Origin of the sequence: Falsiroseomonas sp. (genome assembly GCF_051859025.1) — a bacterium.
Taxonomy (GTDB): domain Bacteria; phylum Pseudomonadota; class Alphaproteobacteria; order Acetobacterales; family Acetobacteraceae; genus Falsiroseomonas.
Genome location: NZ_JBHYGL010000004.1, coordinates 44107 through 59406 on the forward strand (window position 1 = coordinate 44107; position 15300 = coordinate 59406).

The window sequence follows — 15300 nt, forward strand, 5'->3', positions numbered from 1 at the left end:
GGATCACGGCGTCCGCACCCGGGCGCCGGCGTCAACGGGTGCGTTGATGGGGAGCATCAGGTCTCCCTCGCGGAGCCCGTCGATGATCTCCGCTGCCCGGGCGCCGTGCAGGCCGAGGCGCACTGGGACGCGTCGTGCATGTCCGCCCTCGACCCGCAGCACCCAGGCCGCGCCTGCGGGATCGTGGATGGCGGAGAGGGGCAGGATCAGCACGCCCGCGCGCTCGGCCACCGTAATGTCGACCGAGACGGTCATGTCCTCGCGGAGCGTCGCAGGCGGCTCGGGCACGTCGAGCTTGACCTCGACCGATGCGCGCTGCGGATCGACCGAGGGGTTGATGTAGGCCACCGAGGCGGCAAACTTCTCCTGCGGATAGGCATCGGCCGAGGCGAGCGCCTTCTGGCCGATCGCGATCAGGCCGAGGTTTCGCTCATCGATCTGCACCACAAGCTGCGGCGCCGCACGGGGAGACAACGTCATCAACGGCGTATTGGCCTGCACCACGTCGCCGCGCTCGACACTGCGCGCGATCAGGGTGCCGGCGACCGGGGCGGTGATGGTGGCGTAGGAGAGGCGCGACTGCGCGGCTCGCAGGCTGGCCCTCGCCTGGGTCAGGACGGCCTGGGCCAGAACCTCATCCGTGCCGCCGGGCGTATTGCCGGCGAGCTGTATGCGCGCCGCCTCCATCTGCGCTGCGGCGACATCGCGTGCCACCCGTACTTCGTCGAGCGCCGCCCGCGTCGCGAAGCCGCTCGCCTGCAACTGCTCGCTGCGGGAGAACTGGCGTTGCGCGTTGAGCAGGGTGGCCTCCGCCTGGGCCAGTGTCCGCACCGCCACGGGGAGAGTCACATCGGTGAGGTGATGCAGCTGCGTCTCCGCCTGGATGACGGCACTCTGGGCCTGTGCCAGGAACGCCTGCAACTCCCCCGCCTCCAGCCGGATCAGGACCTGGCCGAGCGCAACGTCCTGCCCTTCAAGCACCGGGATATCCGCCACGGTGCCGGTGACCTGGCTGCCGATCGCCACGCGATAGGGCGTGGTGACGCGGCCTGTGGCGACCACGCTGCGCAGCAGGGTGCCGCGCGTCACGGGTTCTGCCACCAGGACGGGCCCCAGGATCAACCTCGGCGCCAGGAAGCCGCCCAGGATCAGAAGGGGCATCGCCAGCAGGAACCATGGCCAATGGGTGGCGGTGCGGCGCTGCCACCCAGTGCTGCCTGCCGCTGGCTGCGGCTTGGGCTGGCTTTCTGCCGCAACTGCCACAGTGCTCAATGCATCATCAGCACGGGTATGGCCGCCCCGCCCAGCACGCTGCGCGTGAAGCCGCCGAAGACCATTTCGCGGAGCTGGCCATGCCCGTAGCCGCCCATGACAAGCAGCGTGGCGCGGGCATCCGCGACGGCAGCCAGCAGGGCGTCGGCAGCGGCGCCGTCGTCTAGCGGCACGTGCCAGGCCTGAACGTTGGCGTTATGCCGGGACAGGGTCGCCACCAGCCGGTCGCGAGAGGCGACGCTCAGTGCGTTCGGCGCGCTCTCGGGCGATGCCTCCTCGCCCACTGTCATCACCAGCACGCGAAGCGCGCGGGTGATGAATGGCATGGCGACCGCAACCGCGCGTGCGGCCTCGGCCGTGTCCTTCCAGGCGATGACGACCGTGTCCAGCAGGGAAGTCGGGCACGAATCCGCCGCGATCAGCAGCGGACGGCCGATGCCGCAGAGCACGTCCTGCAGGCGGCCAAGCTCCACTTCGCCCATGCCCCGCAGGCGGCCGATCACGACAAGGTCTGCTGTGCGGCCATGCTCGATGAGGCTTGCGCTCTCCGCGCCGGTCTCCACCGTCAGCGCTGCGGTGCCGTGCCCGGATTGCGACCCGGCTCCCACGACGAGGTCAGACTTGGCGCAGAAGGCGCCGAAGGCGGCCCGGGCGGCGGCCTCGGCAACCACATCGTCACGCTCGATCGTCTCGATCAGCATGCTGACGCCATAGCCACCATCCATGCCACCCCCCGCCATCCCGACGGCGGCGGCGATGGGGTCCTGCCGCACATGGAGGAAGGCCAGGTGCGTCGGCGCGCCGAGGCCGGCGGCCAGTGCGGTAGTGAAGACCATGTCATCACTCGCATCGCCAGTGGCGGGGAGCAGGATGTGCTTGAACATGGGGTGTCCGATCATGGGCGATGATGAGGCGGCGCGGGATCGCGCGGTGACCAGCCCGCGCGGCAGGTGGCCCACTCGCCCCCTAGGTAGCGCGTCGGGCATGCCGTGCGGCATCCTCGGAAACTACGGAGGGACCGCGCGATGGGCAGAGGGGGCCGCGGACCCTGAGGGCGTCAGACCGGATCGGCGCCGATGGACAGGCGCTTCAGCGCCTCGGCCGCCACGAGGTAGCCCAAAACCAGCGCCGCGATCACCGCCAGCAGCACGCCCGAGAGCGGCGCGAATCCCAGCATCGGCGCCAGCGGGCCGAGCGCTAATGCGAAGGCCACCGCCAGAGCAGAAAGGGAGGTTGCAATCAGTGTGGGGTGGGGTGCCGTCGCCTTCCAGGCCCTCCCGTGGGTGCGGATCAGGAAGATGACGAGGACCTGCGTCGCCATGCTCTCGATGAACCACGCCGTGCGGAATTCCTCCGGCGTAGCGCCGAAACCCCAGAGCAGGATGCCGAAGGTCACGAAGTCGAAGACGGAGGAGAGCGGCCCCATGACCAGCGTGAAGCGCAGTACCGCGGCCATGTCCCAGCCATGCGGCCTGGCCACGTCCTCCGCTTCCACCGCATCGAAGGGAATGCCCATCTCCGACAGATCGTAGAGCAGGTTGTTCAGCAGGATTTGCGCCGGCAGCAAGGGCAGGAAGGGAATGAGCAGCGAGGCCGCGGCCATGGAGAACGTGTTGCCGAAGTTGGACGACGTGCCCATCCGCACATACTTCATGATGTTCGCGTAGGTCCGCCGCCCTTCCTCCACACCGTCCGCCAGCACGCCGAGGTCAGGCGCCAGCAGGATCAGGTCGGCAGCGGCGCGCGCGACCTCGGTCGCGCCTTCCACGGAAAGGCCGGCATCGGCGGCGTGGATCGCCGGCGCGTCGTTGATGCCATCCCCGATGAAGCCGACGGTATGGCCGCGTGCCTTCAAGGCCAGGATCACCCGCCGCTTCTGGTCCGGCGACACGCGGGCGTAGAGGTCCACCTCCTCCACCCGCGCAACCAGCCCGGGGTGGTCGAGCGCCTCGATCTCCTCCCCCGTCAGTAACCCCTTGCAGGGGAGGCCGAGGAACGTCACGACATGCAGCAGCACCGGCGCGGCGTCGCCCGAGACGATCTTGACCCGCACACCCAGGGCGCCAAGCCGCGCGATCGCCGCAGCGGCGGAGGGTTTGGCGGGGTCGAGGAAGGCGCAGAAGCCCGAGAAGACAAGGTCGGCCTCCGATTCCGGCCCCTCGATGGTGTCGCCCTCCGGCATGGGGCGCCAGGCGACGCCGAGCAGGCGGAAACCTTCGCCACCCCTGACAACGGCCCGTGCGAGCAGACCGGCACGCACGGCTTCCGTCATCGGCAACCGCGCGCCGTCCGGGCCCTCGGTGCTGGTGCAGGCGGCGAGAACAGCCTCGGGTGCTCCCTTGACCACCAGGATGCGTTCGTCGCCCCGTTCGCACAGCAGGGAGGAACGCCGCCGTTCGAAGCCGAAGGGCGCCTCCGCCAGCACGCGCCATCCTGGCGCCGGCGGGTTGGCGGACAGGATGGCGGCGTCCAGCGTCGTCGGCACCCCGGTCGCTAGCCCGGCGTTGAGCGCGGCGAGGTCCAGGACGCGGGATGAGGGCGCTCCGTCCGGCCCGGTCGCGTCGGCCAGAATGATCTTCGCCTCCGTCAACGTGCCGGTCTTGTCGGTGCACAGCACATCCATCGCGCCGAGGTCGTGGATGGCCGCCAGGCGCTTCACCACGACCTGCTGCCGCGCCATCCGCATGGCCCCGCGGGAGAGGGTGACCGTGGTCACCATGGGCAGGAGTTCGGGCGTGAGGCCGACGGCCAACGCCACGGCGAACAGGAAGCTCTCCAGCGGCGGCCGATGGAAGTCGAGATGCGCCAGCAGGACGAACAGCACCAGGAACGCCGTCAGCCGCAGGATGAGCACCCCGAGCCCGTGCAGCCCCTTCTGGAACGCCGTCGGCGGGCGCCGCAGGGCCAGCGAGGCCGCCACCGCACCCAGCCGTGTCGCGCGGCCCGTGGCGACGACAAGCATGGTGGCGCTGCCGGCCACGATGGCGGTGCCTGGGAAGACCGCGTTGAAGGCCTCGGCGGGGCTGCTGGCGTCGCTTGTGCCGACACGCTTGCCCACGGGTAGGGCTCCCCGGTCAGCAGTGCCTCGTTGGCCTGGGTGCCGCGGCTCTCCAGCAGGATGCCGTCAGCAGGGACCAGGCCGCCGGCGCTGAGGTCCACGACATCGCCGGGGACGATCTGCTCGACTGCCAGCATCACGATCTGACCATCGCGCTGCACGGACGCCCTGACGGCGACGCTGTCGCGCAGTCGATCCGCCGCGAGCTCGGCCCTGTCTTCCTGGACCACGGCGAGCCCGACCGACACGGCGACGATGCAGGCGAAGCCAGGCCAGTCCCCAGGCAGGCCGGAGACGAGTGCCGCCACCAGCAGGATGGCCACAAGTGGTTCGATCAGCCGCCGCCCGATCTTCGCTGCGATCTCCATCCTGGCCCGGTCCGCGATGGTGTTGGGACCGGCCTCGATCAATCGTCGTTCGGCCTCCGCCGCCGAGAGCCCGAGAAGGTCGCTGCCGAGGCGCGTGGTCAGGCTGTCCCGAGGAACAGTCCAGAAGGGTTCCGCAAGCAGCGCCATGTCAATCGTCTCGGCAACATAGTGGAACACGCGAGGACAGGCGGGCTGAATGCGCGCGGCGCAGCGATCGTGTTGACTGAGCGCTGGAAGCACGATGGACAATCCAGCTGAGGGCGCGGCTGGACGCTCATCAACGCTTGGGGAGTTCGGGCCAAGTCCTGCCAGACCGCTGGGCCAGTGACACCGCCCGGTGCTACCCTGCGGCGCCGATAATCCGCGGCCGGGGGTAAGCGCGCGTGGATGATCCCTATACGATCCTCGGCGTCGCGCGCGACGCCGAGGCCGCGGAGATCCGCAAGGTGTATCTGCGTCTCGCCAAGCAGTGGCATCCCGATGCCAACCCGGACAAGCCGGAGGCCGAGGCGCGCTTCAAGCAGATCAGCGCCGCCCAGGCGCTGCTTGCCGACCCTGAGCAGCGCGCCCGTTTCGACCGTGGAGAGATCGATGCCGCGGGAGCCGAGCAGGCACCGCCAGATGCGCAGGCCGGGCGTTGGCGCGACTATGCCGAGACCGCCGGCGGCGCTCGCTACCGTTCCCGCCCCGGTGGCTTCGAAGCGCAGGACGGCTTTGGGGAGAGCGACATCGAGGACTTCCTCGCCCGCGCCTTCCGTGGCGGCGGGCGGCAGCCGCGTGGGCCGAGGCGTGGCGCTGACGTCCAGGCAACGCTCCGCCTTTCCTTCCTGGATGCGGCGCGCGGCGCCGTGCGCACCATCACCCTGCCCGACGACCGAGCCGTCCAGCTGACCATCCCCGCCGGGACGGAGGATGGCACAGTGCTTCGCCTCGCCGGCCAGGGGCTGCCTGGCGAAGCGGGAGCGCTCGGCGGCGACCTGCTCGCCACGGTGGAGATCGAGCCGCATCGCTTTTTCCGGCGGGAGGGCGACGATATCCTGCTCGACCTGCCGGTCACGCTGAAGGAGGCGGTGCTGGGCGCCAGGGTGGAGGTACCGACAATTTCCGGCCCGGTCGCGCTGGCCATCCCGGCCCATGCGGTGGACGGCCAGCGGCTGCGGCTTCGTGGCCGCGGCGTGAAGGGCGGCCACCAGGTGGTGGTGCTGAAGGTGCAACTGCCGGCAGGGCCGGAGCCGGCACTGGAGGCGTTCCTGACGGACTGGACGCCGCAGGATGCCCGCGACCCGCGGGCGGGGATGGTCGCATGATTGCGCTTGAGGAGGTGTGTGGCCGCTTTCCCGACCTGCTCCCGCAGGACGCTACGCTCTGGATCGAGCGCCAATGGCTGCGCGCGGAACCCGCGCCTGGCGGCGGATGGCTGCTGACCGAGGTCGATGTCGCCCGCCTGACGCTGCTGGTCGAGCTGCATGTCACGCTGGAGATCGACGCGGAGACGGTTCCGCTCGTGCTCTCGCTGCTCGACCAGCTCTATGACGCGCGCCGGACGCTTCGGGCGCTGACCGCTGCGATCGAGGCGCAGCCCGAGCCGGTGTTGCGCGCGGTGCTGGATGCGGCGCAGAGACACGACCGCGCGGAAGGCGGCTGAACCGGGACCCGGCGCACGCTACAACGCCGCCGGCTGAATCCGGTGACGCAGGTCGCGGAGGATCGTCGCACTGTCTGAATTCGCTATGGGAAAAGATCCCATCCGGAACGGAATTGAATCGCCTGAATCGGATGTGATTCGCGGCTTCCTGCGGATGATTCGTGGTGGCAGGCAATGGCGTGGACGGCAGAGTATCGGCGTGCGGCGGACCGGCGCGGGCTGCGCCATACGTCTGACCTCACGGATGCGGAGTGGGCACTGGTGGCACCGGTGATCCGGCCCGCGAAGCACGGCGGCAGGCAGCGCAAGGTGGATGTGCGCGAGGTGCTCAACGCGGTGTTCTACGTGCTCTCGACTGGCTGTCAGTGGCAGGCGCTGCCGAAGGACCTGCCACCGAAGAGCGTGGTGTGGGACTACTTCTCGCGCTGGGAATGGGAAGGCACCATCGAGCGCCTCCACCACGCGCTCTACGTCGCGGTGCGCGAGCAGGCGGGGCTCGAGGCCAGCCCGACGACGGCAATCATCGACAGCCAGACGGCGAAGGCGGCGCAAAAAGGGGCTCTACGCTCGACCCGTCCAGCTACGACGCGGGCAAGAAGGTCGTCGGCCGCAAGCGCCACCTGCTGACCGACACCATCGGCATGCTGCTCGCTGTGATCGTCCATCCCGCCAACGTGCAGGACCGAGACGGCGCCGAACCGCTGCTGCGTCAGGCGCGCAGGCTGTTCCCCTTCGTCAAGCGCATCATTGGCGACGCGGGCTATCAGGGGCCGAAGATGGCTGCCGCTGTCGCCCGCACCGGCAGGTGGAAGATCAAGATGGTCCGCCACTACGACAAACACAAACTCGTCGTGCTGCCGAAGCGCTGGATCACGGAGTGAACCATCGGATGGGTCAACCGCAACCGCCGCCTCGCCGCCGCCTTCGTCCGCATGGCCATGATCCGCATCATGCTGCGACGGCTGGCCGCAAAGCCCTCAGCGTGTATCCGAACTTCCCGGATGGGCTCTGAGACGGCCATGGCGGCGGCTTGCAAGCGCGCTCGCATCGAAGAAATCAGCGCGCACGTCCTGAGAGACCGTTTGAGAACACCGGCGGGTCGGTTTCGCTGGGCTTTTCCGCGCTGGGTGCGTCTCCGGACTGGCCGATGCAACCAGCATCGGCTGCGTCCGGCTCCTACCCAGCACAAAAAATCCCTCGCGAACCCTCAGCCGCCGGCATTCTCAAACGGACTCTGAGGCACTCATCCATCACGTGGATGCTGCAAGACGTTGGAGCGAGTTGCCTGAAGACCAATACCTCTAAGGAGATAATTGGTCGGGTCTATGGGCACCTGTGCCCGCAATTCGTGGCGGAAGCTGCTACCGCGACATAATTCAGACTGCGAAGGATGGGCCTGTTAGGCCCGTTCCTTCGACGTTCTCTACCTAGACTTGTTCAGTACTTGAAAATCGCGCTTTGCACGGGAAACAGCTTCCGTATCTGAGCTGTTATCGACCGTAAGTGCGTGAAAATATGGCGGACCCGATACGATTCGAACGTACGACCTTTGCCTTCGGAGGGCAACGCTCTATCCAGCTGAGCTACGGGTCCCGCATCCCCTCCATAGCCAATGCCGGCGGCCGAAGGAAGCCCCGGCGTCACCATGCGCGGGCATTTCACCAGAAGCCCCGCCTCGGCTACCCTTCGCGGCAATGAAGGGGAGGGTCCCGACCCATGACAGACGCGCTGCCGACCGGCACGAATGACCCGAAGGCGCTGCTCCAGGCGCTCTATGCCGAAATGGCGCCCAAGCACCTGTTTCCCTTGTGGGAAGTGCTGGCGGCCCTGGTCACGCCGACGCCCTCCTCCCCCGTCCGCCCCCATCTCTGGCACTACGGGGATGCGCGGGACCACCTGATGCGGGCCGGTGACCTGATTTCCGCCGAACAGGCGGAGCGCCGGGTGCTGATCCTGGAGAATCCGGGCCTGCCCGCCTCCTCCTCCGTCACCACGAGCCTCTATGCGGGGCTGCAGCTGATCCTGCCGGGAGAGGTCGCGCCCTGCCACCGCCACACCCAATGCGCGCTGCGCTTCGTGATGGAGGGCGACGGTGCCTTCACGGCGCTCGACGGTGAAAAGGCGGTGATGCGCCCCTTCGACCTGGTGCTGACGCCGAACTGGCAGTGGCATGACCACGGCAACACCAGCGCGGCGCCGATGATCTGGCTGGATGGGCTGGACATCCCGACGGTGCGCCACTTCGCCGCCAGCTTCGCCGAACGCCTGCCGGATGGCGCCATGGCGCATGCGGAAACGGCGCCGGCGGGGGACACCGCGGCGCGCTACGGCCGCAACCTGCGCCCCTTCGCCGGCACGGCCGCGGCCCGGCGCCCGGCGCACCAGCCCATGTTCCACTACCCCTATGCCGAATGGCGGGACAGCCTGGCGGCCATGGCGCGGGCGGGCGACCCCGATCCGCATCTGGGCCATGCCCTCGAATTCGTGAACCCGGCTGATGGCGGGCCGGTGATGCCGACGATTGCCGCCCATGTCCGCCTGCTGCCCGCCGGCTTCGCCACCCGCCCGCGCCGGTCCACCGACGCCATGGTGCTGGTGGTGGTGGAGGGCCATGGCACGGCCCGTATCGGCGACCAGGATTTCGCGCTGGCGGAGCGCGACCTGCTGGTCGTGCCCTCCTGGTCCAGCCTGGTGCTCTCCGCGGCGTCCGACCTGGTGCTGTTCGGCTATTCGGATGCGGCCGCGCAGCAGAAGCTCGGCCTCTATCGCGAAGCCAGGCTGTAGCCGTTTCGGTGCGCGGCAACCCCGCGCACCCGGGCCGCGTTCCCCGGGCATCGCCACCGGTCCTGGTGGCTCCCAGCCCGGAGGAACCCCCATGCCGAACCCGACCAGCCCCAAGGAGCGGCCCGAGAACACGTCTGACAGCAATGTCGAGAAGGGCGTGATGGACAGCTTCCCTGCCAGTGACGCGCCCGCCGGCACCGCGACGCAGGGCGCCCGCGCCGTGCCGCCGCAGGACATGATGGGCGGATCGCACGCGCATACCCCGCACCCCGTGACCCTGTCCCGCCACTTCCCGGATGCCGAATCCGCCAAGCTCGCGCTGGAGAACCTGGTCCGCGCGGTGCCGCTCGACCGCAACTGCACGGAGATCGAGGGGCTGGAACTCCGCCTCAAGGTCCCGCGGGACGATGCGGGCCGGGTGGAGGACATGCTGCTGGCGGTTTGATCCCCGGCGTGGCGGGGGGACGCTTCCCGTCCGCCGCCCGGACGCGTAGGAACGGCCCGTGCCTGGAGAATGAATAGCCATGCGCTGGGTCCTGTTCCTGCCGCTGCTGATCCTGATCGCGCTCTTCGCCCTGTCGAACACGCAGGAGGTCGAGATGCGCCTGTGGCCCTTCGACCTCGGCTGGGCCTCGCCGCTCGGCATCGCCGTGCTGCTGCTGTCGGGCGTGGGCTTCCTGCTGGGGGCCTCCATCGCCTGGGCGGCGGCGCTGCCGGCCCGCCGCCGGGCGCGGGAACTCCAGAACGCCGCCCGCCTGATGGAAGCCGAGCTTGCCGGCTACAAGGCGCGGGAGGAGCAGGCGAAGCGTGACGCCGATCTCGGCCGCCTGCCGGCCCCCACACCGTGACCATGACCACCACCCGGAACGCGCCCTGTGGCCTCTGCGTCGCGCTGGATGCGCCTGACCTGGCGACGGCGGAGGCATGGGCGCGGGCCGTCGCGCCCTCCGCCGGGCTGCTGAAGGTCGGGCTGGAGCTGTTCTCGGCGGAAGGCGCGCCGGCGGTGCGGCGGATCGCGGCGCATCGCCCGGTCTTCCTCGACCTCAAGCTGCACGACATCCCCAACACCGTGGCCGGCGCCATCCGGTCGCTGGCGCCGCTCGGCGCGGCCTGGATCACCATCCATGCCGCCGGCGGCGCGGCCATGGTGGCGGCGGCGCGGGAGGCGGCGGAAAAGGCCGGCGGCCCGAACCGCCCGAAAATCCTGGCCGTGACGGTCCTGACCAGCATCGATGCCGCGGCGCTGAGCGAGATCGGCGTCGCCGGCGGCACCATGCAGCAGGTTCTGCGCCTGGGCCGCCTGGCGGTCGCCGCCGGCGCCGACGGCCTGGTCTGCTCGCCGCGGGAGGTTTCGGCCCTCCGCGACTCGCTGGGCGATGGCCCCGCCCTGGTGGTGCCCGGCATCCGCCCCGCCGGCAGCGCGGCCGACGACCAGGCCCGCACCGCGACGCCGGAGGCGATGGCGGCGGCGGGCGCGACCTGGGTCGTGGTCGGCCGCCCCATCACCAAGGCGGCGGACCCCGGCGCCGCCGCGCGGGGCATCGCGACCGCGCTGGGCTGGTAGGCGCGCCGATGCTGGTCAAGATCTGCGGCATCAACGACGAAGCGGCGATGCGCGCGGCGGCGGGTGCCGATTTCCTCGGGTTTGTGTTCTTCCCGCCCTCGCCGCGCGCGGTCACGCCCGCCCAGGCGGCGGCTTTGTCCGTCACCGTCACCGGCGGCCCGCTGCGGGTGGGGCTGTTCGTTGACCCCTCCGACGAGCAACTGTCGGAAACCCTGGCCGCCGTGAAACTCGATGTCCTGCAACTGCACGGAGAGGAAACGCCCGATCGCTGCGCCGCGGTGCGCGCCCGCTTCGGCCTGCCCGTGATGAAGGCCCTCGGCATCGCCGCCGCCGCCGATCTCGATGCCCTGGCGGCCTATGCCCCGGTGGTGGATCGCTTCCTGCTGGACGCTAAGGCCCCCCCCGGCGCGCCGCTGCCCGGCGGCAATGCCGCGCCCTTCGACTGGACGCTGACGGCCGGCCGCGCCATCCCGCGCCCCTGGCTGCTGGCCGGCGGCCTGACGCCGGATAACGTGGCGCAGGCCATCCGCGTCTCCGGCGCGCCTGGCGTCGATGTGTCCTCCGGCGTCGAGGCCTCTCGCGGCGTGAAGGATCCGGCGCGGGTCGCGGCCTTCGTGGCGGCCGCCCGCGCGGCGTGATCCGCCCAGCCACGCGCGCCGACGCCCCCGCGATCGGGGAGATGCACGCCCGGTCCTGGACCGAGACCTACCCCGGCCTTGTGCCCGCTGCCCTGTTCGAGGAGATGGCGGACCCCGCCCGCCGCCGTGCCGCCTGGGCCCGCAACCTGGCGGAGCCCCTGCTGGAAGGCGGCACCCTGCTGGCGGAGGAAGCCGGCGCCATCCTCGGCTTCGTCAGCGTCTGCCCCGCGAGGGAGCCGGCCTTGGGGACAAGGGGCGAGGTCTCCGGCCTCTACCTGCTGCGCCAGGCCCAGCGGCGGGGTATCGGCTTGGCGCTGCTGCGGGCGGGCGCTTCCCGCCTGATGGCGGAGGGCATCACGGATGCCGCCGCCTGGGTGCTGGACGCCAACCACCAGGCCCGCGCCTTCTACGTCGCCACGGGCGCCATCCCCGGCGCCAGCGACACCGGCTTCCACAGCGGCCACGCCATTTCCGAGACCGCCTATGTCTGGCGCGATCTCGCAACGCTCCCACCTGCCCGTGACCCTTCCGCCGCCCTGCGCTAAAGACGGCCCGACGCCCAGGAATAATGCCCGTGAACAAGCCCCTTCCCAATTCCCTTCGCCAGGGTCCTGACGGCCGCGGCCGCTTCGGTGAATTCGGTGGCCGTTTCGTCGCCGAGACCCTGATGCCCCTGATCCTCGAGGTCGAGGCCGCCTACGAGGCCTCCAAGAAGGACGCGGCCTTCCAGGCGGAATGGCGCCGGCTGCTCACGCATTATGTCGGCCGGCCGAGCCCGCTCTGGTTCGCGGAACGCCTCACCGCCCACCTCCGCAAGAACGCGGAACCCGGCAAGGGCGCCAAGGTCTATTTCAAGCGTGATGAGTTGAACCATACCGGCGCGCACAAGATCAACGCGGTGCTCGGCCAGATCCTGCTGGCGAAGAAGATGGGCAAGACGCGCATCATCGCGGAAACCGGCGCCGGCCAGCATGGCGTGGCCACCGCCACCGCCTGCGCGCTGATGGACCTGCCCTGCGTGGTCTACATGGGCGCCACCGATGTGGAGCGGCAGCAGCCCAACGTCTTCCGCATGAAGCTGCTGGGCGCGGAAATCGTGCCCGTCACCTCCGGCGCCGCCACGCTGAAGGACGCGATGAACGAAGGCCTTCGCGACTGGGTCGCGAATGTGCACGACACCTACTACTGCATCGGCACCGTCGCCGGCCCGCACCCCTATCCCGCCATGGTGCGCGACTTCCAGAGCGTGATCGGCACCGAAGCCCGCGCGCAGATGCTGGAAGCGGAAGGCCGCCTGCCGGATGTGCTCGTCGCCGCCGTCGGCGGTGGCTCCAACGCCATGGGCCTGTTCTATCCGTTCCTCGACGACAAGGATGTCGCCATGGTCGGTGTCGAAGCGGCCGGGCGTGGCCTCGACACGCATGAGCACGCCGCCGCCCTGTCGCGCGGCCGGCCCGGCGTGCTGCATGGCAACCGCACCTACCTGCTGCAGGATGGTGACGGCCAGATCACGGAAGCGCACAGCATCTCCGCCGGCCTCGACTATCCCGGCGTCGGCCCCGAACACTCCTGGCTGCATGAGATCGGCCGCGTGCAATACGTGGGCGCGACGGATGACGAGGCGCTGGAAGCCTTCCAGCTCTGCTCCCGCCAGGAAGGCATCATCCCGGCGCTGGAGCCCGCGCACGCGCTGGCCCATGTCATCAAGGCCGCGCCCACCATGCCGGCCGACAGCATCATGCTGATGAATCTCTGCGGGCGCGGCGACAAGGACATCTTCACCGTGGCCAAGCACCTCGGGGAGAATATCTGAGATGAGCCGCATCGCCGCCAAGTTCGCCGCCCTCCGCCAGGAAGGCCGCGGCGCACTCGTCACCTACCTCCAGGCCTTCGATCCGGACCGGGAAACCTATCGCGCCATCCTGCACGGCCTGCCCGCGGCCGGCGCCGATGTCATCGAGGTGGGCGTGCCCTTCACGGATCCCATGGCGGATGGCCCGTCGATCCAGAAGGCCGGGCAGCGCGCACTGAAGGCCGGCGCCACCGTGGCCGGCGTGCTCGACCTGGTGCGCAGCCTGCGCACGCTGGACGACACCACCCCCGTGGTGCTGATGGGCTACTACAACCCGATCCTCACCTATGGCGTGCAGCGCTTCTGCGAGGACGCCGCCAAGGCCGGCGCCGACGGCCTCATCATCGTCGATGTCCCGCCGGAGGAAGCCGATGAGGTGGAGCCGCATGCAACCGCCAACGGCCTCGACCTGATCCGCCTGATCGCGCCCACGACCGATGAGGCACGGCTGCCCAAGGTTCTCGCCGCCACCACGGGCTTCATCTACTACGTCGCCATCACCGGCATCACCGGCACGCGCAGCGCGGACTATGCGTCGATGGCGCCGACCATCACGAACCTTAAGCGCCATACCGACCTGCCCGTCGCCATCGGCTTCGGCATCCGCACGCCCGATCAGGCGGCGCAGGCAGCCAAGGCCGCCGACGGCGCCGTGGTCGGCACCGCCCTGGTGGATACGCTGGCCGCGAGCCTCGATGCCGAAGGCCGCGCAGGCCCGGACACCGTGAAGAACGTGCTGGCGCAGGTCAGCGGCCTGGCGCAGGCCGTGCGGGCGGCGCGGAAGGTCGCGGCGTGAGGCAAGCAGCAGGGGGACGCTGTCCCCCTGCACCCCCTGCCAGGGTCCAGCGGGACCCTGGACCGCGAGGTTTTATCGGCGGGTGAAGGGAGGGGCCTGGAACGCGTGCCTGTTCGGCGCTCGCTCCGTGCCCCTCCCTTCACCCGCCGATCATTTCATGGGTTCCCAAGGGCCCGCTGGCCCTTGGCATGGGGGTGCGGGGGAACGGCGTTCCCCCGCGGGCCACAAGCGCCGCCCTCAGCTCGCGACGGGCAGGCCCTTGCTCGTGCTGTACTCGAAGTGCAGTGCCTCGCCCGGGAAGACGCGCGGGTGGATGGCGTGGGCGGCCATGGCGGCTTCCGAGAAGCCCTGCAGGATCAGTTTCAGCTTCCCCGGGTAGGTCGCGATGTCGCCGATGGCGTGCACGCCGGGGATGTTCGTCTCGCAGGAGGAGGGCGTCACCGCGATATGGCTGCGTTCCAGCCCGAGCCCCCAATCCGCGATCGGGCCGAGTTCCATGGACAGCCCGAAGAAGGCCAGCAGGTGGTCCGCCGGAACGGTTTTCACCTCCCCCTTCAGCGTGGCCAGCGACACGCCGGTCAGCTGGCCGCCTTCGCCTTCCAGCCCGTGCAGCTGGTAGGGAATCGCCAGCTCGATCTCGCCGCGTTCGGCCGCCTGCTTGAGTTGGGCCGCGCTTTCGGGCGCGCAGCGGAACTTGTCGCGGCGATGCACCACCGTGACCTTGGCGGCGATCTGCTTGAGGCTGAGTGCCCAATCCACCGCGCTGTCGCCGCCGCCCGCGATCACCACCTGCTTGCCGCGGAAATCCTCACGCCGGCTGACCATGTAGCGCACGCCGCCGGTGGCCTCGAACTCCGCCAGGCGATCGAGCGGCGGGCGGTTGGGGCCGAAGGCGCCGGCGCCGGCCGCCACTACCACCGCCTTGCAGCGGATGGTGTCGCCCGTGCTGGTCGCCAGCACGAAGCCCCCATCCTCCTGCCGCAGGGCATCGACGCGACGGCCCATCATCAGCAGGGGGTTGAAGGGCGCGCATTGCTTGTGGAGCTGCGCGATGAGGTCCGCGCCCGCGATCTCGGGATGGGCGGGGATGTCGAAGATCGGCTTCTCCGGATAGAGCGCGGCGCATTGCCCGCCGATCTCCTCCAGCGCGTCGATCACCACGGTCTTCATCCGCAGCATCCCGCATTCGAACACCGCGAACAGCCCCACGGGGCCGGCGCCGATGATCGCCACATCCGTCTCGACCACTGCGGTCATGCGCTCAGTCCCCACTCCGATCGTCGCGCCCCCTTGGACGAAGCATCCGTCGCGATCAAGGCCCCC

Annotated in this window: 14 protein-coding genes, 1 tRNA gene and 2 pseudogenes; 11 read left to right on the forward strand and 6 right to left on the reverse strand. The window is 69.9% G+C overall.

All coding sequences use genetic code 11. The features are described 5' to 3' along the window. Positions 1-3: 3 nt before the first annotated feature. The 4 genes and pseudogenes from ACTIE5_RS07090 to ACTIE5_RS07105 all read right to left on the reverse strand — a co-directional run. On the reverse strand, positions 4-1161 hold the full coding sequence (locus ACTIE5_RS07090; RefSeq protein WP_439548996.1) for an efflux RND transporter periplasmic adaptor subunit: 1158 nt from the start codon (positions 1159-1161) through the stop codon (positions 4-6). Positions 1162-1268: 107 nt separating this feature from the next. Next, entirely contained in the window at positions 1269-2156 is an 888-nt protein-coding gene (locus tag ACTIE5_RS07095; protein WP_439548997.1) for a universal stress protein, read from the reverse strand. Positions 2157-2329: 173 nt separating this feature from the next. Beyond that, entirely contained in the window at positions 2330-4330 is a 2001-nt protein-coding gene (locus tag ACTIE5_RS07100; protein WP_439548998.1) for an HAD-IC family P-type ATPase, read from the reverse strand. 59 nt (positions 4331-4389) lie between these two features. Further along, positions 4390-4845 (reverse strand): annotated as a pseudogene (locus ACTIE5_RS07105) (cation-transporting P-type ATPase); the annotation flags it as partial. 236 nt (positions 4846-5081) lie between these two features. Here ACTIE5_RS07105 and ACTIE5_RS07110 point away from each other — a divergent pair. From ACTIE5_RS07110 to ACTIE5_RS07120, 3 genes and pseudogenes are all read left to right on the forward strand, one after another. Next, entirely contained in the window at positions 5082-6005 is a 924-nt protein-coding gene (locus ACTIE5_RS07110; RefSeq protein WP_439548999.1) for a DnaJ C-terminal domain-containing protein, read from the forward strand. Next, positions 6002-6343 carry a chaperone modulator CbpM gene (locus tag ACTIE5_RS07115; protein ID WP_439549000.1) on the forward strand — a complete coding sequence of 114 codons (342 nt, stop codon included), beginning with the start codon at positions 6002-6004 and terminating at the stop codon, positions 6341-6343. Before ACTIE5_RS07110 ends, ACTIE5_RS07115 begins: the two co-directional genes overlap by 4 nt. Positions 6344-6517: 174 nt before the next feature. After that, a pseudogene (locus tag ACTIE5_RS07120) lies at positions 6518-7311 on the forward strand (IS5 family transposase); the annotation flags it as partial. Between the two features lie 548 nt (positions 7312-7859). Here ACTIE5_RS07120 and ACTIE5_RS07125 read toward each other — a convergent pair. Then, positions 7860-7936 (reverse strand) — tRNA-Arg (locus tag ACTIE5_RS07125). A gap of 123 nt (positions 7937-8059) precedes the next feature. Here ACTIE5_RS07125 and gtdA point away from each other — a divergent pair. The 8 genes from gtdA to trpA all read left to right on the forward strand — a co-directional run bounded on the left by gtdA (position 8060) and on the right by trpA (position 13977). Then, positions 8060-9127, forward strand: a complete 1068-nt coding sequence (gene gtdA / locus ACTIE5_RS07130; protein ID WP_439549001.1) for a gentisate 1,2-dioxygenase — start codon at positions 8060-8062, stop codon at positions 9125-9127. A 91-nt stretch (positions 9128-9218) separates the two neighbouring features. Beyond that, the gene (locus ACTIE5_RS07135) at positions 9219-9572 is read left to right on the forward strand and encodes a hypothetical protein (RefSeq protein WP_439549002.1); all 354 of its coding nucleotides are present in this window, start codon (positions 9219-9221) and stop codon (positions 9570-9572) included. A gap of 79 nt (positions 9573-9651) precedes the next feature. Beyond that, on the forward strand, positions 9652-9975 hold the full coding sequence (locus ACTIE5_RS07140) for a lipopolysaccharide assembly protein LapA domain-containing protein (RefSeq protein WP_439549003.1): 324 nt from the start codon (positions 9652-9654) through the stop codon (positions 9973-9975). A 2-nt stretch (positions 9976-9977) separates the two neighbouring features. Next, positions 9978-10691 (forward strand): orotidine-5'-phosphate decarboxylase, encoded by a 714-nt coding sequence (pyrF, locus tag ACTIE5_RS07145; protein ID WP_439549004.1) that lies wholly within the window; start codon positions 9978-9980, stop codon positions 10689-10691. Positions 10692-10699: 8 nt separating this feature from the next. Continuing rightward, positions 10700-11329: a phosphoribosylanthranilate isomerase gene (locus tag ACTIE5_RS07150; protein ID WP_439549005.1), complete on the forward strand. Its 630-nt coding sequence runs from the start codon at positions 10700-10702 to the stop codon at positions 11327-11329. Next, entirely contained in the window at positions 11326-11874 is a 549-nt protein-coding gene (locus ACTIE5_RS07155; protein WP_439549006.1) for a GNAT family N-acetyltransferase, read from the forward strand. Before ACTIE5_RS07150 ends, ACTIE5_RS07155 begins: the two co-directional genes overlap by 4 nt. 29 nt (positions 11875-11903) lie before the next feature. Beyond that, entirely contained in the window at positions 11904-13142 is a 1239-nt protein-coding gene (gene trpB, locus ACTIE5_RS07160; protein WP_439549007.1) for a tryptophan synthase subunit beta, read from the forward strand. Between the two features lies 1 nt (position 13143). Beyond that, positions 13144-13977 (forward strand): tryptophan synthase subunit alpha, encoded by an 834-nt coding sequence (trpA, locus tag ACTIE5_RS07165; RefSeq protein WP_439549008.1) that lies wholly within the window; start codon positions 13144-13146, stop codon positions 13975-13977. Positions 13978-14214: 237 nt separating this feature from the next. Here trpA and ACTIE5_RS07170 read toward each other — a convergent pair whose 3' ends face one another. Beyond that, on the reverse strand, positions 14215-15234 hold the full coding sequence (locus ACTIE5_RS07170; protein WP_439549009.1) for an NAD(P)/FAD-dependent oxidoreductase: 1020 nt from the start codon (positions 15232-15234) through the stop codon (positions 14215-14217). Between the last annotated feature and the right edge of the window lie 66 nt (positions 15235-15300).